Consider the following 23391-nt stretch of genomic DNA (forward strand, 5'->3'; position numbering starts at 1 on the left):
GTTCCGGACTTGTGAGGCCGGATTACCAGGCGTAGGCTTTCGGCGCTTCGCCGCCAGGCCCTGGGAAGATCTCGTCGAGCTTCGCCAGGACCGACTCGTCCAGCTTCACTTCAAGGCAGCGCAGGGAGCCTTCGAACTGCTCCAGTGTCCGCGGTCCGATGATCGGCGCGGTGACGGCCGGATTGGCGAGCAGCCAGGCGAGCGCCACATTGTCCTGCGGTTCCCCAAGCTCCAGACACAGCTTGGCGAACTGCTCCAACTGGTCCTTGTGCCGTTCGACGCGCTCCGCGCTGCCGCCGCTGCGGCTGCCCTCAATCTTCTTCAGCGCGTTGCGTCCCAGCAAGCCGCCATCCAGCGGACTCCACGGAATAACGCCGAGTCCCAGGCTCTGCGAGGCCGGCAGCACCTCAAGCTCGGGCAGGCGGCAGGTCAGGCTGTACTTGTGCTGCTCCGAGACAAGGCCGAGGAATCCGCGCGCCTTCGCTTCGCCCTGGGCGACCGCAATATCCCAGCCTGCGAAGTTGCTGGAGCCGACATAGCCGATTTTACCCTGGCTGACGGCCAGTTCAAAGGCGCCCCACAGTTCTTCCCAGGAGACGCTGCGGTCTACGTGATGCATTTGGTACAGCTCGATATGATCCGTCTGCAGGCGCTTGAGAGAGGCGTCCAGATGCCGGCGGATTTTGTAGGAGGAGAGACCGTGCACGTCGTTGGGCCCGTCTAGCTTGTCGCTCATAGGGCCGTATACTTTGGTGGCAAGCACGACTTTTTCCCGCCGTCCTCCGCCTTGCTGGAACCAGCGTCCGATAATGCTCTCCGTCAGGCCGGAATTGTCCCCCCAACCGTAAATATTCGCCGTGTCAAAAAAGTTGATTCCCGCATCCAGCGCGGCATCCATAATGCGGTAAGCCTCTTGTTCATCCGTCAGCGGTCCGAAATTCATTGTGCCAAGACAGATTCGGCTGACCTTCAAGCCCGACTTGCCAAGATTTCTGTACTGCACCTCGATCACTCCCCGGAATGAAGATTATTGCGGATATGGAAAACGCTTGCGTACTTATTCTAAATGAGTTCAGCAGTGAAAGCAATTTGTCCGGAGCCGGCAGTATGTAGCAGCTTCGAGGGGAGGATCAGGCAGAATGACCGCGATGAACGGAGCGGCCTGCGGGAAATACGGGGGAAGGGCTGAGAAATGAAGCGGTAAGCCCCTCCCCTTTTTTAGTTAAGGATACGAGTCAACGGTGTTTTCTTTTTTTGCTCTTCTTGATTCCGGACACATAGCACATGACATCTTTTACACTGCAAGTATAGAAGTGCTGAGGGACAGGAACGCAATAATGTTGTCTGATGACTTCAATCGGGTGAATGACCTGGACAATCTGTGGATGGAACTCTTTCTCAATTATTGTTTGCGGCGGATCGACAACGGTCTGAGTCGGACAATCAGGGCAAAATGTCATTCTTAAGCTCCTCCTTTATCGAATATAGGATAGTATACGCAGGGTGCAGAAGCCTGGACTGTTCATTTGTCTATATCGGGAGTTAGGATTTAGGCATTTTCTGAAGCATGCCGGCGGCAGGAGGAAACTCGCGTCTAGATGTACCTTTTTCCCCGGATCATGCTTATAGGCGTATCCTATTAATATGATAGATTCCATATCTTTGTCCTTTTGTACGGGGTATGTTACAACAGTATACAGAAGAACTATGTCCGCACGTCATGCGGAAACAACCTGAGGAGTGACGAAGATGAGTGAAGTGAAGAAGATCGCCGTAATCGCAGGCGACGGAATCGGTCCGGAAGTTGTGGCGGAAGCCGAGAAGGTGCTGAAAGTTACCGAGGAGGTATTCGGCTACAAATTCGAAACCGAGCATGCGCTGTTCGGCGGTATTGCAATCGATAAGAAGGGAACACCGCTGCCAGAGGATACACTCGCGATCTGTAAGAGCGCGGATGCCGTTCTGCTCGGTGCAGTAGGCGGTCCTCAATGGGACAACAATCCGAAGGAGCTGCGTCCGGAGACTGGACTTCTCGGAATCCGCAAAGCTCTCGGCCTGTTCTCGAACCTCCGTCCGGCGGTCGTGTTCGATTGCCTGAAGGAAGCCTCCACGCTGAAGCCTGAAGTGCTGGAAGGCACCGATCTGATGGTCGTGCGCGAGCTCACGGGGGGCATCTACTTCGGGGACAAGCTTCGCCGTCAGGGCAAGCAGGGCGAAGAAGCCGTAGACACCTGCGTATACAATGTGACAGAGGTAGAGCGCATTGTCCGCCAGGCCTTTGAGATCGCAGGCAAACGCCGCAAGAAGCTGGCTTCCGTAGACAAGGCGAACGTACTGGAGACTTCCCGTCTCTGGCGCGAAGTGGTCATCCGCATCGCTCCCGAATATCCGGAAGTGGAGCTGGAGCATGTGCTGGTCGACAACTGCGCCATGCAGTTGCTGCGCCGTCCGTCGAGCTTTGACGTTATCGTTACCGAGAACATGTTCGGCGACATTCTGAGCGACGAGGCAGCCATGCTGACGGGCTCCATCGGCATGCTGGCATCCGCCTCCCTCGGAGAAGGCAGCTACGGCCTCTATGAGCCGGTACACGGCTCTGCGCCTGACATTGCTGGCCAGGGATTAGCGAACCCGATCGCAACGATCCTGTCCGTAGCGCTCATGTTCCGCCTGACGTTCGGATACGACGATGCGGCCGATGCCATTGAAGCGGCTGTAGCCCAGGTTCTGGATGCCGGGCACCGTACGAGCGATATCGCCGTGGACAAGAGCAAGGCGCTCAGCACGAGCGAAATGGGCGATCTCATTGTAGCCGCTATCCGCAAATAAATTCGCCGATAATTAGCGTGGCTCAGCCCGGAACGAATTAGCGGGAATATTTGCGCGTGAAGTAACCCATAACAGGTGAAATGAAACGGTTGTCACAAAATTCTGCTTATTTATAATAATTATAAAAAAATAATGACTGTAATATTGACTTTGATTTTGTACGATGATACCATTTGGTTTGTAGCAACCGAGAGGTAAGCACATCCATAATAATCAAGGAAGACATCGACTGAATTCTGCATCCGGCAGGGTCCGGCGAACGTTTTTCTTACATAATCAAAGGAGGATTTTAGCAATGGCAGAACGTTTGGTAGGCAAACCGGCTCCAGATTTCACCATGGAGACCGCAACAGGGGACGGTAAGGAATTCGGCAAGGTCAGCTTGTCCGACTATCGCGGCAAATGGCTGGTATTCTTCTTCTATCCTCTGGATTTCACTTTCGTGTGCCCGACTGAAATCACGGCTCTGAGTGAAGCGGCCGATCAATTCACAGAGCTTGACACTGAAATTCTCGGCGTCAGCGTGGATTCGATTCACAGCCATAAAGCCTGGATCAACGCATCCAAAGAAGCCGGCGGTCTTGGCCAAATCAACTTCCCGCTCGCTTCCGATATCACGAAGAAGGTTGCAGCCGATTACGGCGTGCTGATCGAAGAAGAAGGCGTCGCTCTCCGCGGTCTCTTCATCATCGATCCGGAAGGCGAACTGAAATATCAGGTTGTTAACCATAACGACGTAGGCCGCAGCGTGGAAGAGACTCTGCGCGTGCTGCAAGCTCTGCAATCGGGCGGTCTGTGCCCGATGAACTGGAAACCTGGCGACAAGAACCTGTAATTGAAGGTTTGACCGGCCACAGTTCTTTGAGAAGGTAATGAAAGCCTCCTTCCGGATTTGCATCCGGTTAAGGAGGCTTTTTGTACCCGGACGGGTATTAATGCCTGCCGATGTTTGAAAATGGGCGAAAGGGTTAAGATAAATCTTGAATCGGCAGGGATTTCGGCTGTCTCTGTCAAATATAATAACTAAAGGCGGAAAGTGAATTATACGCCGAAGCGTCCTAAGGAGGGTGAACAATCATGAGTTTTTGTTGCGGAGCGAGTATGGTAGGTACGAAGGGAACACTGAAGCATTATCGCACCCAAGTCCATAATGTTCCCCTGCTTTATTGCCCGGTATGCCATCGGGTTGAGGTTCATTACAAGGTTGAGAACGAATATGAAATTCTGGCCGAGTATGCTCATGGAGATGGCGTAACGGATGTAGACTTTCAGGACTACGTGATGGAAGACGAAGAGTCGATCTTCGAGAATGTCGTCAATATGGAGAGCGAAGATACGTTGTCCGTGCTTCGCAGCCAGATCGATATGTCGCTTGACCTGCTGGCAGTAGCGAAACAGATCGGCGATACCAAATGGGAGAGAGAGCTGAAGAAACGGCTTGCAGTTATGAGCCAGCGGCGTCACCGTCTTCAGCAGAAAGCATAGAAGAGCATGCTCGAACTTATTTATCGGTAACGGGGCCTCGGCGGGATGCAGGGGTCTTTTTTGTTATTTGGTTGTTGATCCAGAAGTGTTTCTTGCTGTTTGTTTCGACAAAAACTGCTTTTTTCGCCTAAGTGTGCGTAACTTTAGAATCATTTTCCTTTTTTTAAGCCATTCGACAGTATATCCGGTTGCGTATATGGCTTTAATTGGATATGATTGGAATATGAATAGATGCATCCACTAACTGAATAAAAGCGTTTGCCGAAGTCATTTGCGGCTTCCTACATAGGATAAGGACCGGTTCATCAAGATTGAGGTCGTAGATTACATGTACGTTTGGTTGTCCTGCTTCGTCCATTTCAGTTGAAGGGGGAACTTCACATCGTGTTACATGAAATTCAGGAAAGCCGGCTTTTAACAGCGCGAACGTTCCAGGCCGGGCTTCTGGACCGTACATACGAGAGTGTTCTGGAGCATATTGACAGTGGCGTGATGTTGTTTGATGAGGACGGGATTCTTACTTTCGCTAACGCTCGCGCATATGGGATGCTCGAACTTCAGCACTATTCGTTGGCAGGACGTTCATTGGTTTTTTTACTGACCCATCCAGTCTTGAGCCGTCAGAAGAGAAAGCAGCTGCTCCACCTGTACCGGGAGACTGTGTACAAAGGCAGAAGCGCTCATGAATTCTCCGATGAATATGGCCGTTACTGGCAGGTAGCCGCTTTCTATGGACCGGAGATGAACGGCAGCTATTTGTTTTTTATTAAAGAGATTTCCGAATATAAGCAAATTGAGCGCACCGCCTATCAGAATGATAACCTGGCTATGCTCGGCAAATTATCCGCATCGATTGCTCATGAGATCCGTAATCCACTGACCGCGATCCGCGGATTTATTCAACTGCTGCGTCCTCACCTTCAAGGACTTGGCAAAGAAGAGTATGCCAAGATTATCCTGGCGGAAATTGATCGTGCCAATGACATCCTTCACGAATTCCTGTCATCGTCCAAGCCATCCTCACCTAAAGCTTCATTGATTACGGTTTCCGATTTGCTGAAGGAAGTGATTCTGCTTACCGAGAGCGAGGTGCTGATGAAAGGCTGCCAGATTGAATTTACGGGCACTGCCGGCGATCTGTGCCTCTACGCCGATGTGAAGCAGATCAAGCAAGTGCTTATCAACATGATCCGGAATGCGCTGGAGGCTACCACCGACCGGGTAGACGGCGTAATGGGCCGGATTGAGCTAAGCGCGGACAGAGACGGCAATGAAGTGCGGATATCCGTTGCCGATAACGGGAAGGGCATGGACACCTGCACCCTGAACCGGCTGTTCCACCAATTCTTCACGACCAAGGAGAATGGAACGGGCCTCGGGCTGTCTGTCAGCGACCGGATTATCAAGAACCATGGCGGACACATCTCCGTTACCAGCCGGCTTAACGAGGGAACATGCTTTATCGTTTCTCTCCCGCTGACAACGGGCTACAAGGCTTGATACATCCCGAAGGAATAAGAGCACATAGAAAGGCTGTGACGCCCACAGAGGGCGCACAGCCTTTTTAAAATAGAATATAAGGGATAAGAACAGCAGGTCCGGAGATCAGAGCGAGCGGTCCGTCAAGATGCGGTTGCTTACTAGGGACATACCCGTCTTGCCAGGGAGTCAAACATTACATACCGGTCTGCCCGCTGTGCTTCAGGATGCTGGAAGGCGGATTTTCCTGGGTTCCGCAGCAGGACAGCGGTGAATTCATGGAAGCTGCCGAGCAGGTTTTTCCTTTGTCGCAGCCCGCGCAGGCGCCCTTCTTGCCTTTTTGGACATGCCGGTAAATAACCCAGCCCGAATAGCCGAAGATAGCGGCAGCGATCAATATATTAACCAATACGTTCATCTTGGTTTCCTCACTTTCGCGTATAAAGACATGATGGAATCAGGCGAATCCCAGCAGACGTCCTCCCTGATAAATGACCAGGCTGACGATATAGGCCAACACGACGGCATAGCCGATGGAGAACAGGGTCCATTTCCATGAAGCTGTCTCTTTCTTGATAACACCGACCGTAGCCAGGCAGGGGGTGTACAGCAGAATGAAGACCATGAAGCTTACCGAACTTAGAGGCGTGAACATCTGGGAGATGAGCGCATTCAGACCGGCGCCTTCCTGGGTGTTGTAAATGATGCTCATCGTTGATACGACAACCTCTTTGGCCAGGAATCCGGGAACCAGCGTGGAGCCTGCCTGCCAGAATCCGAAGCCGAGCGGTTGGAGCAGAGGAGCGATCATACCGCCGAACTTGGCGAGGAAGCTGTGGTCCATATCGACGTTAACTCCGCTCGGACCGACATAGGACATGATCCAGATGATGACCGAGCCTGCCAAAATAATGGTTCCCGCTTTGCGAAGGAAGCCTTTACCCTTCTCCCAGGTGCTGCGGGACAGCGATTTAAGCTGCGGCATCCGGTAAGGCGGAAGCTCGATCACGAATATGGATGACTCGTTCTTGAACAAGTACTTGGAGAACAGCTTGCACAGCAGAAGCGCGAACACGATTCCCAATGCGTACATGGTCATGATTACCGCGGCCTGGTTGGCAGGGAAGAAGACGGCTGCGAACAGCAGATATACCGGAAGCCGTGCGGAACAAGACATAAGCGGCAGTAGAAGTGTGGTCAGCATCCGGTCTTTGGGCTGCTCAATGCTGCGTGCGGCCATGATGGCTGGCACATTGCAGCCGAAGCCGATGATGAAAGGGATAAACGCCTTGCCGTTCAGCCCCATCCGTTCCATGATACTGTCCATGACGAGACTGACACGGGCCATGTAACCGGAATCCTCGACGAAGGAAATGATTAGGAAGAGGATGAAGATTTGCGGGACAAAGACGATAACTCCGCCGACCCCGCCGATGATGCCGTCGATAATCAGGGCATGCAGGAAATCGGAGGCTCCTATAGAATCCAGAAGTGAGGTCGCTCCGCTGCTAATCGGGCCTGAAATGAGGCTGTCGAGCAGATCGGAGAGCGGCGCTCCTACCCATTCGAAGGTGGTCTTGAACAGCACGTACATAAACGCTATAAAAATAGGCAGTCCCAGATAACGGTTGGTGAGCACGGCATCCAGACGCTCAGTCAGATTATGCGGTTTGATGCCTGACGCATCCAGTGCTTCGAAGCATAAAGTCCGGATATATTCAGTGCGTATGGAGCGGATCCACTGTGGAAGGGTAAGGGCGAACTTCTTGATCTGCAGTTCGCTCTGACAAGAGCTGCGGATGGATGTCAGCTTCTGGATATCAACCTTACCGTTCAGGGTTTGCGCGATGACCGGATTCTGCTCCAGAAATTGCAGAGCGACCCAGCGGGGGTTGGGAAGGCCGGAAATTGAACTCAGTTCGCGTTCGATGGCGGATACGGCTTGTTCGACCACAGGACCGTAATCCAGCCTGAATGTAACGGGCGGGATATCGGCGGAGCTTTCAAGCATGCTGAGCACTTGAGCGCTGCCTTTCCCTGTTCTGGCAACCAGCGGCAGTACGGTGACGCCAAGCCGCCTCTGAAGGGCTTCAGGATCGACGATAATGCCTCTGGATTTGGCGACATCGACCATATTAAGACCGATTACGGTTGGCCTCCCATACTCCAGAAGCTGAACGGTCAGCATCAGATTGCGTTCAAGCTGGGACGCATCCACTATATTGACAAGTGCTTCAGGAGCTTCCTCCAGCAGATACTGGGTGGCTACCCCTTCGTCGCGGGAGAGGGGGTGAAGAGAATAAATGCCGGGCAAATCGATCAGCGTGCCTGCTCCGTTCTTCAGATCGCCGACCTTCTTCTCAACCGTGACGCCTGCCCAGTTCCCTACATATTCATAGGATGAAGTCAGTGTATTAAAAAGTGAAGTCTTACCGGTATTGGGATTTCCAAGAAGTGCGATCGAACTCATGACACATTCACCGTAATCTTGGAAGCTTCGTTTCGCCGGATGGCCAGAAGCTGGCCGTTGCATTCCAGCATGACAGGTCCGAAGAATGGGCCTTTGCCTTTGAGACAGACCTTGCAGCCTTCTGAAACGCCGAGGTCCGCCAGACGCCGCTGAAGGACAGGATTCATTCCTTCAATTCCCTGAATGGAGCCGCTCGAACCGATCTGCAGTTGCATTAATTGACAAATTGAAGCAATCATCCTTAATCCCTCCGGTGGAGACTGATAATCAATCTCATTTCGTTTTTTGTAATTTAGCACGTTTTCATTAGAATTTACAGTGATTTTCATCACACGGATTTTGACGGTCTCTTGCTATGGAAAAAGCTTCGGTTCGGCGCTGTTGGGTCTTTGGAACTTTTTCTTCCGGAAGTGGTAGTCCGCGTATCACAAGTTTGGCGAATATAGCTGTAACTTTATCATGAAGCCATACCGATATTTATTAGTAGAGATAAAAAAGAATGATCGAAAAAATACGGAAATCAGACGCGAGGGCTTATGAAAAGTGAACGAAACAAAACGGTATGGACGGTTGCCGGCGGTGCGGTGCTGTTCCTGCTTATTCTCACCCTGCATCCAGGTCTGAACCGAGCGGGCGATGTTGGGGCTATGTCCGCCCTGTATTTAATCGCCGGCTGGCTCACCAGCGCCCTTGGATTCTCCATCTTCGCGCAGGGTTGGTTGTTGTTCTCCAGCCAGTTGTCCAAAGGCAGACTGTACACATCAGCTCTGTTTCTGGGAGTCTGCGTATTTGATCTTTTACATACCTTTGGATTTGTAGGCGCGCCTTTTATAAATCATTTGATCAGCCACGACCAGTCGCTCTGGCTGCTTACGCTATCCCGGCTGTCCAGCGGCCTCGGCATTCTGCTCATCTTCGGCGGAGAAGTATCCTCGACGCTCGTCTCGGCCAAGAACAGCGTGCTTCGCAGAGCGATTCTGCTGACTGCCGCAGCACTGGCAGCGGCTTTATCGGCATTTTACTTATTCTCCGGAGCCCTGAGTTCCGAAGCCGGAGGAGAAATCCGGACGCTGTTCAATGTTGCGGCCCTGCTGCTGTATCTGCTCGCGATAGGGTTTATTGTATATCCACGAAATGTGGAGAAGTCTTCTTCGCTGCTCATCGTCATCCGTTCGCTTGTATTCCTGGCGCTCAGCCAGGCCTTCTACATCCTGGGTGAGAAGCAGGGAGCTATTGATCTCCTGCTTGGAGCCTTCTCTTGCGTCATAGCTTACTACCTGATGCTGAAAGGAGTCTACCGGCTGACGATTGAAGAGCCGTTCTTCGAGGAACGGGCGGTTAAGGAACAGATCAACCACCTCGCCTACCATGACGACCTGACAGGGCTTCCGAACAGACGTAGACTGCTTCAGCAGGTCGATGAGATGATCGCACGGTACTCGGCCTCCAGTCTGCGCGGATATTCAGCGCTTGCCGTTCTCAATATTAATCATTTTAAGAACATTAATGACTCGCTAGGCCACGTTGCCGGTGACAGTCTACTTCAGACAGTCGCCGGGTGGATCGGAGAGAAGCTCGTTCACGGAGAAGAGCTGTTCAGCATGGGAGGCGACGAGTTCGCCTTTCTAATGACGGACCGGGTTGGAGAGGAGAGCTGCTTGTTACGGTCCAGAGAGCTTCTTCAGATATTCGACAAGCCCATCGAACTGGATTCAGGCGAGTACCATATCTCTCTAAGCCTTGGGATCAGCATCTACCCCGGAGACGGCGAAACCGCCGAGCAGCTGGTGCAGAATGCCGACACCGCCGTCCACAACGCCAAGGAACAAGGAATGGACATCCGCCGGTACACGCCTTTGATGCAGATGAAGGCAAAAGAGCGGCTGAAGCTGGAGAATGACCTGCGGCGCGCGTTGGAACGGAACGAATTTTACCTCGTCTATCAGCCGCAGATTCAGCTCTCGACACAGAAGCTTGTCGGGATGGAGGCTTTGCTCCGGTGGCAGCATCCAAAGAGAGGACTTGTATCACCGGCCGAGTTCATCCCGATCGCCGAAGAAAGCGGGATGATCGTGCCGCTTGGAGAGTGGGTGCTCAAGACGGCATGCCGTCAGAACAAGATGTGGCAGGATGCCGGTTACCGTCCCATTTGCGTCTCGGTCAACCTGAGTCTGCGCCAATTTCTGCAGCCCAATCTGGCCGGAAAGATCGAGGAGTTTCTGGAGGAAATCGGACTCGATCCCCGCTTTGTGGATCTTGAAATCACCGAGAGCATGACCCTCGACAAGGAAAAAGCATTCGAGCAGCTGCAGCGGCTCAAGGACATCGGCGTGTACATCAGCATCGACGACTTCGGGACCGGGTACAGCTCGCTGCATTATTTGAAGAATATGCCGATCGACCGTTTGAAGATTGACCGCTCATTCGTATCGGAGGTTATGGAGGACAGCAACAATGCCGCCATCGTCTCCACGATCACCTCCATGGCCCATCACCTGAAGCTGAAGGTGACGGCGGAGGGTGTGGAGAACGAAGATCAGCTGCAGTTTCTTCGGCAGCAGCGCTGCCATGAGGCGCAGGGTTATTTCTTCAGCAAACCGATTGAAGCGCAGGAATTCGAGAATGCGTTTCTGCGGTCTTCGCTGTACGGCATGCCTTCCTGATTGGCCGGGCAAGGATTTGGAATTGCCATCCCGGTGCAGAAGTGTTAAAATGTTAAATGTTCAATAAATTGCGGGTGTAGTTCAATGGTAGAACTTCAGCCTTCCAAGCTGATAGCGTGGGTTCGATTCCCATCACCCGCTCCATATTTACGTCAAATCATCCCCTGAGAGACAGGGGTTTTATTTTTGTACAGCATATTTTTGTATACCCGATTATTGTATGCCTCATTTATTAAAGGGCTCCCGCTTCTTCAGCGAGAGCCCTTTTAACTTGCGTGACTGGTGACTTATAGCGATTTCAGGTACTCGACGATCGTCAGCAGGCCTTTGTCGAAGTTCTCAAGGTTGAAGTGCTCGTCGGGTGCATGCAGGTTCTCGTCGTCGAGACCGAAGCCCATCAGCACGACCGGAGCCTTCAGAATGCGGGAGAAGCTCTCCATGATCGGAATGGAACCGCCGTCCTTCGTGAACAGCGCCCGCGTTCCGTACACCTTGCCGTAGGCATCGGCGGCCAGCTGCAGGAACTGGTTAGACGGGTCGATATTGAAGGCGAAGGCCTTCTCCATCTGCCGGACATGAACCTGGGCGCCTGTCTGGATATGGGCCTTCAAATGCGCCTCGATGGCATCAAGTACGGCCTGGGGGTTCTGGTTCCCGACCAGACGGCATGTAATCTTGGCATGGGCTTCCTTCGGAATGACGGTCTTGCTGCCTTCGCCCTGGAAGCCGCCGTATACGCCGTTCAGCTCAAGGGTCGGCCGGGCGCCGACGCGTTCAACGAAGGTGTAGCCTTCCTCGCCGTAAAGGGAGCTCAGGCCAAGGCCCTCCCGGATCTTCTCTTCATCAAGCCCTTGCTTGGCGAATTCCTCGCGCATCATCGGGGACAATTCGGGAACGCCTTCGTAGAACCCTTCGACGGCGACGCGGCCTTTGTCGTCATGCAGCGAGGCCAGCAGCGAGACAAGCGCATGCAGCGCGTTGGGAACAGCTCCGCCGTAGGAACCGGAGTGGAGATCTGTAGCGGCGGTGGTCACACCAACTTCCAAAGAGCAAAGGCCCCGAAGACCGGTGCAGATTGCCGGTCTTCCGCGCTCCAGGAGCGACGTGTCCGAGACTAGCACGGCGTCAGCGGCAAGCAGATCTTTGTTGGCTTCAAGGAAGTCGGTCAGATGGACGCTGCCGATTTCTTCCTCGCCCTCGATGCACAGCTTAACATTGACCGGCAGGGTGCCTTCGGTCTTCAGAACCGCTTCCAGCGCTTTGATATGCAGGAAGACCTGGCCTTTATCGTCCGTTGCGCCGCGGGCGTACAGCTTACCGTCCCGGATGTTCGGCTCGAACGGCGGGGTGGTCCACAGATTCAGCGGGTCCACCGGCTGAACGTCATAATGTCCGTATACGAGCAGGGTTGGCTTCCCCGGGGCGTGCAGGTAGTCGGCATAGACAACGGGATGGCCTCCTGTAGGATGAATCGTAACATGCTCAAGGCCTGCCCGGTTGAGCGTATCCGAGAGCCACTTCGCCGCTGCCTGAATATCCGGCTTGTGGGCGGACAGGGCGGAGATGCTCGGGATGCGCAGCCATTCGTTCAGCTCATTCAGATGTTCTTCCCGGCGGGATTCGAAATAGGCTGTGTAAGACATAGTATGTACCTCCTGGATTTGCGGAGCCGATTAACGGCGGCTTCGTTCGGATGGCTCCCCGGGGCCGGGGAGCTCTACAGGAACATTATACCGGAGTCGGCCCGCTACAATCAAAGTCCGGCCCCTGCGGCGGTCATGCGGTTCCGAAGGAGGTTGTCCGGCCTGTCTCTCGCGTGATAGACTGGGACAAATCACTCAGCAGACATCCATGCGCCTTTACGGCGCCATACGATGTTGAAATGCCGATGAAGATCCTCAATAGAGCTTCACCCAATTCGGGGTTTTTCATAACCATGCAGGAGTGTGGACATCGTTATTTCAATACAGATATAAGATCCGCGGGATCGGGAGGAGCGAAAGCATATGGAAGCCAAATGGCTGAGCTGGGCCAAGGAGATTCAGGCAATCGCACAGACGGGACTGGAGTATGGCAAGGACGTGTATGACCTGGAGCGCTATGAGGCGCTGCGGGAGCTGAGCATCGACATTATGGAGAATTACACATTTGAGAGCAGAGAGAAGATCAAGCTTGCCTTTGCCGATGATAAAGGGTACGCCACCCCCAAGGTCGATATCCGGGGAGTTGTCTTCCAGGAAGGCAAGATTCTGATGGTCCGTGAAAAAAACGACGGCAAATGGGCGCTGCCCGGCGGCTGGGCCGATATCGGCTACTCTCCAAGCGAAATCGCATCGAAGGAAATTTGGGAGGAGTCCGGATTTGAGGCCAGGCCGGTTCGCCTGCTTGCGGTGCTGGACAAGAAATTCCATGGTCATCCGCCTGATCCGTATCATATCTACAAGCTATTTATCCTCTGTGAGATTACCGGTGGAGAGGCGGCTGGAGGAGTGGAGACAAGCGAAGTCGGCTTCTTCGGAGAGGAAGAACTGCCGGAGTTGTCGGTAAGCCGCAATACGGAGGCGCAAATCCGGACGATGTTCGAGTATCTGCGCGATCCGGACAAGCCGGTGCTTCTGGATTAAACGCCTGTCAATCCACTCAGCATTTTCATCATCCGATTCGAGACACTTATTGGTGCCATATATAGACAGATACAATCCGTCTGCTCTATATATGGTTTGGTTTGTAATCGCTTTAATGGATTTATGCATTGTGCCCAAATATCCAATTTATTATTAATTAATGGTTTTAAATTTGCGGGGGATCGGGTAAAATAGAGTTATGAAAGTGCTTACATTTACCGATCACCCGCTGAGTCTTTATAGCTAAAAAGTAATGTACAAAATTCGTAATATTTTTAGGTCCGGCGGTCTACATTTTTTCCTCTTGGGTGACGATAAGAGTAATATAGGAGGGGATCGCATGGAAAAACGGGAAAATCTGGGGTGGCCATTGCAGCAGGAAGGTGTAAGTACACCGACCGAAGGACGCTTCTCTGTAGGACTTATGTGGGGGGTACTGCTGAGCATCCCCTTGTGGATTTCATCCATCGGATGGATCATGACCCTGATGAACTAACTTTTGACGACAATTATCGACTGCTGTGTCTTTAGCAAGCATAACTATAGATTTCAGTGAATGATCAGTGACTGCAGCCTGCTGATAACAAGAGCCGCTTCTTCCGATTAAGGAGGAGGCGGCTCTTGTTATTGTTCGGGCCTGGCAAGCAGCTTGGGTCCAAGAGGACACCAATAGGCATTTATCCCCGGGAAGCGGCGATATGGCGGCGTTCCCGGCTGATCGGTCGGGAGATTACAGATCATGGCTCTAGGTCTGGCTTTCGGCCCATTCCGCATAGAGGATATCGATAGCCTGTACGAGAGCCTCCCGATCGGCATGCAGTGCTGCCAGACGTTCGGCATCGCTGGCGAATTCCGGTTGGAGCATGGCCGCATCGAGTTCCTGGAGCCGACTCTCGGCGTCGCCGATGGCTTGCTCCCAATAGGCGGCGTCCCGGGCCGGGCGATCTTTCCGCCGCATCGCCGGGGCCGGGGTCTCGGCCGCCGACGGCGCCTGACGTCTGCCGGCGGCTTCCCGGACACCTGCTCCAGTTGATGGAGCCGTTTCGGCAGCAATGCGCCGCTCGGCCTGCTTCTCCTTGAAGTAGTCGTAGCTGCCCGGGAAAGAAGTGAACGCGCCGCCGCCGATCGACCAGATGGAGCGGAAGCAGCGGTTGATGAAATAGCGGTCATGAGAGACGGCGAGGACGGTGCCGGGGTATTCCTCCAGCGCCTCCTCCAGCGCTTCCCGCGAATCGATGTCGAGATGATTGGTCGGCTCGTCGAGAAGCAGCAGATTGGGCTTCCGGTGCATCAGAACGGCGAATCGAAGGCGGGTCCATTCGCCGCCGGACAGGCCTCCGACGCTCTTGAAGACATCGCTGCCGTAGAACAGAAACCGGGCGAGCTGTCCCCGCGCTTCGCCTTCCTCCATGCCGGCCTCCTCACGGAAATAGCTCAGAACGGACTGCCGGGAGTTCTCGGGAACGGCTTCCTGGGCCAGGTATCCAACCGATACGCGTGAGCCGATCGTACAGCTTCCCGTATCAGCCTCCTCCAATCCCAGCACGATGCGGAGCAGGGTGCTCTTGCCCGCGCCATTCCCGCCGATCAGGGCGGCTGTCTCTCCGTAACGGAGCACTGCGTTCGCACCGGAGAAGAGCAGGCGGTCGCCGTACGATTTTCTTACCTCCTCCAGCACCAGCGCCCGACTGGCGGATCGGTCCTGCTGCTCAAGCTGCAGGTCCATTGATTTGCGCTCCAGGACAGGCCGCTTGATCTTGACCATCCGGTCGAGCGCCTTCTGCATGGAGGCCGCTCGGCGGTGAAAGGAAGGGTTGGGCGGATTCGCATTGTTGCCCCATTCGATCAGCCGCTTGATGCTCTCCTGCATTTTCTTAATCTTCTTCTGCTGCTCCTGGTAATCCGCGAACTGCTGAAGCAGCAGCGCTTCCTTCTCCCTCTGAAAGCCGGAGTAATTCGTGTGGTAAATGAAGGCTTCGCCGTCTTCGATTTCGATAATCTTGGTAACAACCGCATCCAGAAAATAGCGGTCATGGGAGATGGCGATCACTGTGCCGGCGTAGCCGGAGAGAAACTGCTCCAGCCATTCGATGGCGTCCATGTCGAGATGGTTGGTCGGCTCGTCAAGGAGCAGAATATCCGGCCGCAGCAGCAGGAGGGCAGCCAGGCCGACCTTGGTCTTCTCGCCGCCCGAGAGGGAGTCGAAGGGACGGTCGAACTGCCCGGCGGGAATGCCGAGGCCGGAGGCTACGCGCTGAATTTCGGCTTCGATCTCATAGCCGCCCGCGCGCTCGAACTTCTCCTGCAGTCCGCCGTATTCGCGCAGGCATTCATTCCACTGCGTGTCCTCCGCGCCCATGGATGACATGCGCAGCTCCAGCTCACGGAGTCTGGCCTGCCAGGCCAGTGGCTCCTCGAAGCTGCGTTCAAGGACGGAGCGGACACTTAGCCCGGCTCCGTCCTGAATCTGGGCCAGGAGGCCGACAGTGATGCCTCTCCGGATGGAAATCTGGCCGCCGTCCGGCGTCTCAGCGCCGCTCAGCAGCGTGAACAGCGTCGTCTTGCCGCAGCCGTTGCGGCCGATCAGGCCGACGCGCTCACCTTCGCGGACGCCGAGCGTGACGTCCTTCAGCACCTCATGGGCGCCGTGATACTTTTTAACATTTTGACATTGTATAATCACAGGGATTCTCCTTGCTCGCTTCAGCGGCAGACTGATGATCAGCTCCGCAAGCGGGTATATTCTACCGGAGAACGCCCCCTGCACGACTCATGCTAAGCAGACACATACAAGGATCAAGGACCTGGCGATGTGCATAATCGTCAAGTATCAACCCCGATATATAAGAACAAGGTCAAGCGCAAAGCATACAAGTCCTTATATATACGCAAAAAGACCGCAGGGAAACGTTCCCCGCGGCCTTGTCCGGATGCCGGTTGCTAGAACCGGCGGCAGGAAGGCAGGAAAGACATTTCACAGTAGGCAGGCGTTATGAAATTGGCATAAAGGGACAGACCTCTCCCGTTGTCGCCAAATGCATGAACGATGCCTGCCATTGCGATAGGCAAACGGCTGACCATGTTACCCAAACCTGCGTGATTCATCTTTCTCACCTCCCTGTAAACAAAGTTGCTATCATTGTAAAATAGTTCGTTCTATAAATCAACCCCCGAGCCTGAGCTGTACCCTCTGAAAGACTCCCGGGCTTCACTCTTATTGCGAGGTGTTATGCCCGGAAGGGGAAGTTACACGAAATAGCGAAGCACCAACCCGCCGTAGACAAAGGCAACCACGATAACGAGCGCGGGGTGGATTTTGCGCCGCTCCATGGCCCAGAAAGCAATGGCGGCGATAATGAGCGTCTGCCAGATGCCGATGGAGCCGATTGGCCCCTTGGCCATCTGCCAGGTTAGCGTCACCATCATAATCGCAATTACAGGCTGAACCATCAGAGTCATGCCTTTAACAATGTTGGACTGCCGGTACTTTGACAGGAGACGGAGCAGGAGGATCAGACCCGCCGCCGAAGGGAGCACCGTAGCCGCCAGCGCCAGAATGACGCCAATCCAGCCGTAGATTTCATATCCTACATAAGCCGCCACCTTCGTGGCGATCGGCCCGGGAAGCGCGTTGCCCAGCGCAAGCATATTGGAGAATTCTGCGTCGGACAGCCAGTGATAATGCGGTACGATTTCCTCGTACATGAGCGGGATCGAAGAGGGACCGCCTCCATAACCAAGCAGATTGGCGACAAAGAATCCGATAATCAGATCCAGCCATTCCATTAAGGCGTGCCTCCTTTCCCTTCGCGCCCGCGCCGAAGAGCGGAGACAGCGCGGTAATGCACGGTTCCGTAAGCGAGAAACAGCACGATAGCAATGGCGGGATGGATGTGCAGCACCTCGAGCAGCAGCAGGGCCAGGATCATAAAGGCAGCACCGGCGGCGATGCCGAGACCTTTGATTCCTTTTTTGGCAAATTCGTAGGCCATTACACCGAGCATGACGGCGATAACGGGCGATACGGCGGCGATCATTCCTTTGACGGCCTTCGAGCCAGCCAGCACATTGACCGCGGACAGCAGCAGGATCATGGCAAGGACGCTGGGGAGGATATGCATGATGACGGCAAAAAAGGCACCGGTCCCGCCTCTGCGCTTGTAGCCGAGATAGGCGGCCATTTTGGTGGCGATTGGACCCGGCAGGGCGTTGGCGATGGCCAGAATTTCTGCGAATTCCTCATCGCTCAGCCATTTGTAGCGGATGACGGCATCATGGCGGATCAGCGGAATGACTGAAGGGCCCCCGCCATAGCCGAGAATGCCCGTTCGGACCATGGATGTTCCAAGTTCTATGTAATCTTGCCGGCTTGGTTTCAAGCGGTTTCCCCCTTTGTATGTATTCAAAAATATCTATTCAAAAAATAAATCAGAGCCGCCATCCGTAAAAGAGCTGCGGAATCGGTCATCTTACTGTCCTTCTTATAGAAATGCCCCATTTGCGTCTTTTGTATGGAGCATATCTTTATATATTTCGTTCATTATATTTTGTCTTGAACCCCGGTGGTCACAACTTTGTGCACGGCACACAAAGATCGAGTGCACAGGCTGGGGATTGCGCCTGCGGTGTTGACTCCGCAAGGAGGCGTAAGGTTAAATGACATTAATTCACGGGAGGGAACAGCTTATGATAAAACGACCGGTAATCGGCACCAAAACGATGGTAGTCAGCCCGCATTATCTGGCCTCCGCCGCCGGAGCGCGTGTTCTGGAAAAGGGCGGAAACGCCTTCGACGCTGCTGTAGCGGTCAGCGCGGCGCTGGCCGTCGTCTACCCGCATATGACCGGCCTCGGCGGGGACGCCTTTTGGCTCACCTACAGCGCGAAGGAGGGACGCGTCCGCGCTTACAACGGCAGCGGCCGGTCGGGCGCTGCCGTGACGCGCGAACGCTACCGGGGCGAAGCGAACATTCCGCGGCGTGGCCCGCGCGCCGCGATTACCGTCCCCGGCATGGCGGACAGCTGGGACGCCGTGTTGTCCCGGTACGGACGCCTGAGTCTGGCGGAAGTGCTGGAGGCCGCCATCGGCTATGCGGCCGAGGGGTTTCCCATGTCGCCGGACCAGCATGCAAACACAGTGCTGGCCGGAGCCGCGCTCTCTCCCGAAGCGGCGGCGATTTATATGCCGGGCGGCAAGGTGCTGAAGCCCGGAGAAAGGTTCGTGCAGCAGGAGCTGGCCCGGTCGCTCTCCCTGCTGGCGGAAGGCGGCCGGGACGCCTTCTACGAAGGGGAGATCGCGGAGGCGATCTGCAGCGGGCTTGCGGCCTCGGGGGGCTATTTGACCCCCCGGGATTTCGCGGAGCATCGCGGCGTCTGGTGCGATCCGGTCTCGACCACCTATCACGGCTATACCGTCTACCAGGCGCCGCCCAATTCACAGGGCTTCGCGGCGCTGCAGACGCTGAATATACTGGAAAATTTCGATTTTAGTAACATCCCGCACGGCTCGTTCGCCTACTATCATCTGCTCGCCGAAGCCATCAAAGCGAGCTTCCGCGACCGGGACGCCGTATTGACCGATCCCGATTTCAACGCCATTCCGCTGGAGCGTCTCCTGGACAAAGGCTATGCGGCGGGGCTTGCGGCTTCCATTTCGCCAAGCCGTGCGGCGGAGGCCGTCAGCGAGCCGACCGGACGCGACACTGCCTATGCGGCTGTGGTGGACGGGGACGGCAACGCCGTCTCATTCATCCAGAGCCTTTATTTCGAATTCGGCTCGGGAACCGCTCCCGGCGGCACCGGCATTCTGCTGCAGAACCGGGGCTCGTTCTTCTCGCTTGATCCGTCGGCGGTCAACACGCTGGAGCCGCGCAAGCGCACCTTCCATACGCTGATGCCGGCTATGGCCTGCCGGGATGGCAAGCCCGCCGTTCTGTACGGCACGCAGGGCGGCGAAGGTCAGCCGCAGACGCAGACGCTGTTGCTAACCCGGCTCCTGCATTACGGGATGAATCCCCAGGAGGCGGTGGACCAGCCGCGGTTCGTCTGGGGCAGAACCTGGGGAGAGCCGACGGTGGAGCTGACGGTGGAAAGCCGGGTGGAGGAGGCTGTGCTGGAGGAGCTGGCGGCCGCCGGACATAAGGTCCGAAAGGTCTCTCCTTATGACGGCCTTGCCGGCCACGCTCACATGATTGCGATTGATGAGAATGGCTACCGCAGCGGCGGCACCGATCCGCGCTGCGACGGCGCGGCCATCGGCTGGTGAAGATGAAGTCAGACGGGATCGCATTGCGGCCCGGTTGGAAATAGAGATCAACAACAAGGGAGGAATAAACGATGGGCCTCGACAACCGGTTTGGAGCGTTTATTAATCCCGGACTTGAGGTAAGCCCGTTGGGGAGCGGACCGCTGAGCGGGACCTCCTTCGCGGTCAAGGATGTATTCGCCGTACGGGGCCATGCCTCTTCGGCCGGCAATCCCGATTGGCTCCGGAGCCATCCGGCGGCATCGGGCCATGCCGCTGCGGTGCTCCGCCTGCTGGAAGCGGGGGCGTCGCTTACAGGAGCAGCCCATACGGATGAGCTGATGTACAGCCTGGGCGGCGAGAACATCCACTACGGAACCCCCATTAATCCCAAGGGGATTGGAAGAATACCCGGAGGATCGTCCAGCGGTTCGGCGGTGGCGGTATCGGCGGGAGACGTCGACTTCGCGATCGGCACGGACACGGGCGGCTCGGTACGCGTGCCGTCTTCGTACTGCGGCATTTACGGATTCCGGCCGAGCCACGGCGCAGTCGATATGAGCGGCGTCATTCCGCTGGCGCCGGGATTCGATACGGTGGGCTGGATGGCCGGAAGCCCGGAGCTGCTGCTGCGGGTGGGGAAGGCTCTGCTTCCCCGGGAGAAGGCGCAGGCAGAAGAAACCGGCGATTCGCCTAGGAATCCCGTCTTCCCGTATGCCAGCGGTTCCGCCGTCTCGGACGCCACGCTGCCGCCGGAAGAGAACGGCAACGGCGCCTTGAGCGAACCCGGGATCACGAAGCTGTACATGGTCAAAGAGGCTTGGGCGCTCATCGATCCCGGGTGCGCAGGTGCGTGGGACGGGGCGCTGCGCCATATTCAGGCATCGGTGATGTCGAGCGCAGAAGCGGAAATTTCGCCGGAAGGGCTGAAGGCCTGGATGGATATCTTCCGCGAGCTTCAGGGCAGCCAGATTTGGGACACGCATGGAGACTGGATTCGCAGTGAGAACCCGGTGTTCGCTCCCGATATCGCCGCCCGCTTCGCCCTGGCGGAGGAGTTGGCCCGGCAGGATCATTCCGGAGCGGAAGCGCTGCGAGGCGATATTGTCCGGCGCTTGACGGAGCTTCTCGGCGAAGACGGAGCGCTCGTTATACCGACTGTGCCGGGTCCGGCCCCTCTCGCGGGCGGTGATGCCGGGCAACTGGAGCGCAACCGGAGCGGGGCCATGTTGCTCTGCTGCATTGCCGGTCTGGCGGGGCTTCCACAGATTACGCTTCCGGTTGACGGCCCCGGCGGGCTGCCGCTTGGCCTGTCCATCATCGGCGGACCCGGACAGGATCTTCGGCTGTTGGGATGGGCAAGCCGAAGCTGGAGGCAGGCATCCGTATAACGGCATCGTGTTCGAATGACTGAGGAAGAGTGAGAATGAACAAGAATAAATGCGAATGATTGAGGATGGATGAAGATGGGGGAAAGATGCATAATGCGGTATCGCGTTCAACCGAAACAATGGCCGGATCGATATTGCGCTTGGATTTTCTGTTAAGCGATGTCGCCGCTTCGTACACGGCAATCGGTTGAAATAGGGAAGACCGCTTATGAGAAGGGACTTGCTCTGAAATCCGAATCGGCTGGATACCCATGCCTTCCGCGAATTAAAGCGCGGAGGGCTTTTTGCCAAGCGCCGCAACATTGAAAGGCTGCACAAAGAAAGGCTGCAAATAGAAACGCTGTAACATAGAAACGCAATTACATAGGCGCGGCAGCATATGAAAGGCTGTAACATAAAAGCTGCAGCTTATGGAAGGAGTCCCCTATAAGGGACAAAAAATAGGAAGCATCTCGCACAAAGCTTGCCATTCATGTGAGTTAACATTACATATACGGAGTTATTTTTTAAACAAATATCTTTTCAAAGTGTGCTGCATTCTTTATAATGTTACATAAAATAACACAGAAATCATGGAGACTTGGATTTCATATAGAGTGGAGGGGACGGTATGCATCTGACGGTTGAAGAGGCGTTATCGGTCTACCCTTTGTCGGAAGCCAGGCTGATTGCCGGCTCCAAGGGAACCCGGCGAATCGTCAAGTCGATAAATGTGATGGACGCGCCGGACATTTCGGATTGGATCAAGGAAGGCGAAATGCTGCTCACGACGGCCTATCTGATCAAGGACAGTCCCGACCAGGCGTCGGCTCTCTTACACAAGCTGAACCGCAGAGGCTCTTCGGGCCTCGGCATCAAGCTGGGTCGCTTCTGGGATGCAGTGCCCGAGTCATTGATCGCCGAAGCTGATGAACTCGGCTTTCCGCTGATCGAGCTGCCGTTCCAGTTCACCTTCTCCGACCAGATGAACGGCCTGTTCCGGGCAGAGCTCTCCCGCAGTACAGGAGCGCTGCAAACCGTACTGGAGAAGCAGCGGCGGCTCATGCGGTTCGCGCTGGAGCCGGTTCGGAGCCGTTCCATGCTCGAATCGGTCTCGGAATGCGTCGGCCATCCGCTTGCAGTTATCGGCAGCCGGGGTGAGCTGCTGTTTCACAACAGCTCCCATCAGGAGAAGGATATTCTGGCAGGCTGGCCCTGGCAGGCCAAGGGCCGCAAAGTCCGGATCGGCCAGGAGACGGCTTATCGGCTTCCCCTGGCGCAAGGCGAGGAATGCGGGGGGTTCCTGATTTTCTTCGGCATCGATCCCCTTATGCTGACGATGGAAGAGAGTTTGTTCGTTCAGGGTGCCGAGCTGATTGCACATCACATGCCGCCAAGCAGCCGGGATTATTTCGAACAGGATCTGCACCGGGAATTCGGCAGGCTGTTCCGCCGATTCCTGAAGGGCGATCTCACAAGCGCCGAGCTGACCCAGGCGGCCGAGAGCCTGAATCCCGGTCTGCTGCAAACGCCGTTTCAGCTGGTGTTGACGGATGTCCCGGAAGCGGGAGAGCTGAGACAGCATGAGCTGAACCGGCTGAAAGAGGAATATCTGCAGCATCCGGAGCTGTCGAAGCTGAAATCATTCCACCTCATGACGGATGAAGGTCTGCTGTCGCTTTTGTCGGGAGAACGGACGGCGCCGGAGGCGATCTGCAAGTACATCGAAGCCTGCTTCGAAAAAATTGGCATCAAGGAAAGCTGTTATCCCTGCGCCGCAGTCAGCAGCCGCAAGAGCAAGCCGGATGAGATCAGGGAAGCTTTCGGCGAGACGAAGGAAGCCTTGCGGATGAGGGGCTACTGGAACCCGGGGCAGCAGGTCGCGCATTACCGGCAGCTTGAGCTTGCTATGGTGCTGCGCCAGATTCCTTCCGAGACGATGCAGAAATACTCCAGCCGCACGCTGGCCGGTCTGCTCGGACGGGAACCCGAGTATGTCAGGGAGATGCTGCATACGCTTGAAGCCTTCCTGGAGAACGACGGCCACATCAACGAAACGGCCAAAAAATTATTCATTCACCGGAACACGGCCACCTACCGCATGGAGAAGCTGAGCGAGCTCCTGGATGTCGATTTCAGAAAGACCGACGATCTGCTGCGGCTGCGCCTGGCCTTTCTGTTCCGCAACATGCTGGAACGGGGCTGAAGTCCCGTTCGCCAGACCAGAC

General features: G+C 55.3%; 19 protein-coding genes and 1 tRNA gene. 11 read left to right on the forward strand and 9 right to left on the reverse strand.

Annotated features, from left to right (window positions below):
• Positions 1–22: 22 nt before the first annotated feature.
• On the reverse strand, positions 23–1003 hold the full coding sequence (locus tag KIH86_RS13165) for an aldo/keto reductase (RefSeq protein WP_223085596.1): 981 nt from the start codon (positions 1001–1003) through the stop codon (positions 23–25).
• 746 nt (positions 1004–1749) lie between these two features.
• On the opposite strand from KIH86_RS13165, the gene leuB reads away from it, so the two are divergent.
• The 4 genes from leuB to KIH86_RS13185 all read left to right on the forward strand — a co-directional run bounded on the left by leuB (position 1750) and on the right by KIH86_RS13185 (position 5814).
• Complete coding sequence (gene leuB, locus KIH86_RS13170; protein ID WP_223085595.1) at positions 1750–2829, forward strand: 3-isopropylmalate dehydrogenase; 1080 nt, start codon at positions 1750–1752, stop codon at positions 2827–2829.
• A gap of 295 nt (positions 2830–3124) precedes the next feature.
• Entirely contained in the window at positions 3125–3664 is a 540-nt protein-coding gene (locus KIH86_RS13175; RefSeq protein WP_223085594.1) for a peroxiredoxin, read from the forward strand.
• Positions 3665–3906: 242 nt separating this feature from the next.
• Entirely contained in the window at positions 3907–4314 is a 408-nt protein-coding gene (locus KIH86_RS13180; protein ID WP_223085593.1) for a hypothetical protein, read from the forward strand.
• Between the two features lie 384 nt (positions 4315–4698).
• Positions 4699–5814, forward strand: coding sequence for an ATP-binding protein (locus KIH86_RS13185; RefSeq protein ID WP_223085592.1), 1116 nt, complete (start codon positions 4699–4701; stop codon positions 5812–5814).
• A 175-nt stretch (positions 5815–5989) separates the two neighbouring features.
• On the opposite strand, the gene KIH86_RS13190 is transcribed toward KIH86_RS13185, so the two are convergent.
• Genes KIH86_RS13190 through KIH86_RS13200 form a run of 3 tightly spaced genes read right to left on the reverse strand, consistent with a single transcriptional unit; the run spans position 5990 to position 8478 of the window.
• The gene (locus KIH86_RS13190; RefSeq protein ID WP_235775402.1) at positions 5990–6211 is read right to left on the reverse strand and encodes a FeoB-associated Cys-rich membrane protein; all 222 of its coding nucleotides are present in this window, start codon (positions 6209–6211) and stop codon (positions 5990–5992) included.
• A 39-nt stretch (positions 6212–6250) separates the two neighbouring features.
• Complete coding sequence (gene feoB, locus KIH86_RS13195) at positions 6251–8263, reverse strand: ferrous iron transport protein B (protein ID WP_223085591.1); 2013 nt, start codon at positions 8261–8263, stop codon at positions 6251–6253.
• Positions 8260–8478: a FeoA family protein gene (locus KIH86_RS13200; protein ID WP_223086069.1), complete on the reverse strand. Its 219-nt coding sequence runs from the start codon at positions 8476–8478 to the stop codon at positions 8260–8262. The genes feoB and KIH86_RS13200 overlap by 4 nt, the downstream gene beginning before the upstream one ends.
• Positions 8479–8799: 321 nt before the next feature.
• On the opposite strand from KIH86_RS13200, the gene KIH86_RS13205 reads away from it, so the two are divergent.
• Both KIH86_RS13205 and KIH86_RS13210 read left to right on the forward strand, forming a co-directional pair.
• The gene (locus KIH86_RS13205; protein WP_223085590.1) at positions 8800–10926 is read left to right on the forward strand and encodes a putative bifunctional diguanylate cyclase/phosphodiesterase; all 2127 of its coding nucleotides are present in this window, start codon (positions 8800–8802) and stop codon (positions 10924–10926) included.
• A 70-nt stretch (positions 10927–10996) separates the two neighbouring features.
• Positions 10997–11070 (forward strand) — tRNA-Gly (locus KIH86_RS13210).
• A 143-nt stretch (positions 11071–11213) separates the two neighbouring features.
• Here KIH86_RS13210 and KIH86_RS13215 read toward each other — a convergent pair.
• The gene (locus KIH86_RS13215; protein ID WP_223085589.1) at positions 11214–12569 is read right to left on the reverse strand and encodes a dipeptidase; all 1356 of its coding nucleotides are present in this window, start codon (positions 12567–12569) and stop codon (positions 11214–11216) included.
• Between the two features lie 363 nt (positions 12570–12932).
• On the opposite strand from KIH86_RS13215, the gene KIH86_RS13220 reads away from it, so the two are divergent.
• Together KIH86_RS13220 and KIH86_RS13225 are read left to right on the forward strand one after the other, a co-directional pair.
• Positions 12933–13550: an NUDIX hydrolase gene (locus KIH86_RS13220; RefSeq protein ID WP_223085588.1), complete on the forward strand. Its 618-nt coding sequence runs from the start codon at positions 12933–12935 to the stop codon at positions 13548–13550.
• A 340-nt stretch (positions 13551–13890) separates the two neighbouring features.
• Positions 13891–14046, forward strand: coding sequence for a hypothetical protein (locus KIH86_RS13225; protein ID WP_223085587.1), 156 nt, complete (start codon positions 13891–13893; stop codon positions 14044–14046).
• A gap of 249 nt (positions 14047–14295) precedes the next feature.
• Here the strand turns inward: KIH86_RS13225 and abc-f are convergent, their stop codons facing one another.
• The 4 genes from abc-f to KIH86_RS13245 all read right to left on the reverse strand — a co-directional run bounded on the left by abc-f (position 14296) and on the right by KIH86_RS13245 (position 17929).
• Positions 14296–16233, reverse strand: coding sequence for a ribosomal protection-like ABC-F family protein (gene abc-f / locus KIH86_RS13230; RefSeq protein WP_223085586.1), 1938 nt, complete (start codon positions 16231–16233; stop codon positions 14296–14298).
• 257 nt (positions 16234–16490) lie between these two features.
• Complete coding sequence (locus KIH86_RS13235; RefSeq protein ID WP_223085585.1) at positions 16491–16655, reverse strand: hypothetical protein; 165 nt, start codon at positions 16653–16655, stop codon at positions 16491–16493.
• A gap of 141 nt (positions 16656–16796) precedes the next feature.
• Complete coding sequence (locus KIH86_RS13240; RefSeq protein ID WP_223085584.1) at positions 16797–17336, reverse strand: chromate transporter; 540 nt, start codon at positions 17334–17336, stop codon at positions 16797–16799.
• Entirely contained in the window at positions 17336–17929 is a 594-nt protein-coding gene (locus KIH86_RS13245) for a chromate transporter (RefSeq protein ID WP_262416524.1), read from the reverse strand. The genes KIH86_RS13240 and KIH86_RS13245 overlap by 1 nt, the downstream gene beginning before the upstream one ends.
• Before the next feature lie 307 nt (positions 17930–18236).
• Here KIH86_RS13245 and ggt point away from each other — a divergent pair, with 307 nt between their 5' ends.
• The 3 genes from ggt to KIH86_RS13260 all read left to right on the forward strand — a co-directional run bounded on the left by ggt (position 18237) and on the right by KIH86_RS13260 (position 23369).
• Positions 18237–19814, forward strand: coding sequence for a gamma-glutamyltransferase (gene ggt / locus KIH86_RS13250; protein ID WP_223085583.1), 1578 nt, complete (start codon positions 18237–18239; stop codon positions 19812–19814).
• A gap of 71 nt (positions 19815–19885) precedes the next feature.
• Positions 19886–21184 carry an amidase family protein gene (locus tag KIH86_RS13255; protein ID WP_223085582.1) on the forward strand — a complete coding sequence of 433 codons (1299 nt, stop codon included), beginning with the start codon at positions 19886–19888 and terminating at the stop codon, positions 21182–21184.
• A gap of 610 nt (positions 21185–21794) precedes the next feature.
• Positions 21795–23369 (forward strand): PucR family transcriptional regulator, encoded by a 1575-nt coding sequence (locus KIH86_RS13260; protein ID WP_223085581.1) that lies wholly within the window; start codon positions 21795–21797, stop codon positions 23367–23369.
• Positions 23370–23391: the final 22 nt, after the last annotated feature.

This window comes from Paenibacillus sinensis (assembly GCF_019904155.1).
Taxonomy (GTDB): Bacteria; Bacillota; Bacilli; order Paenibacillales; family Paenibacillaceae; genus Paenibacillus_AQ; species Paenibacillus_AQ sinensis.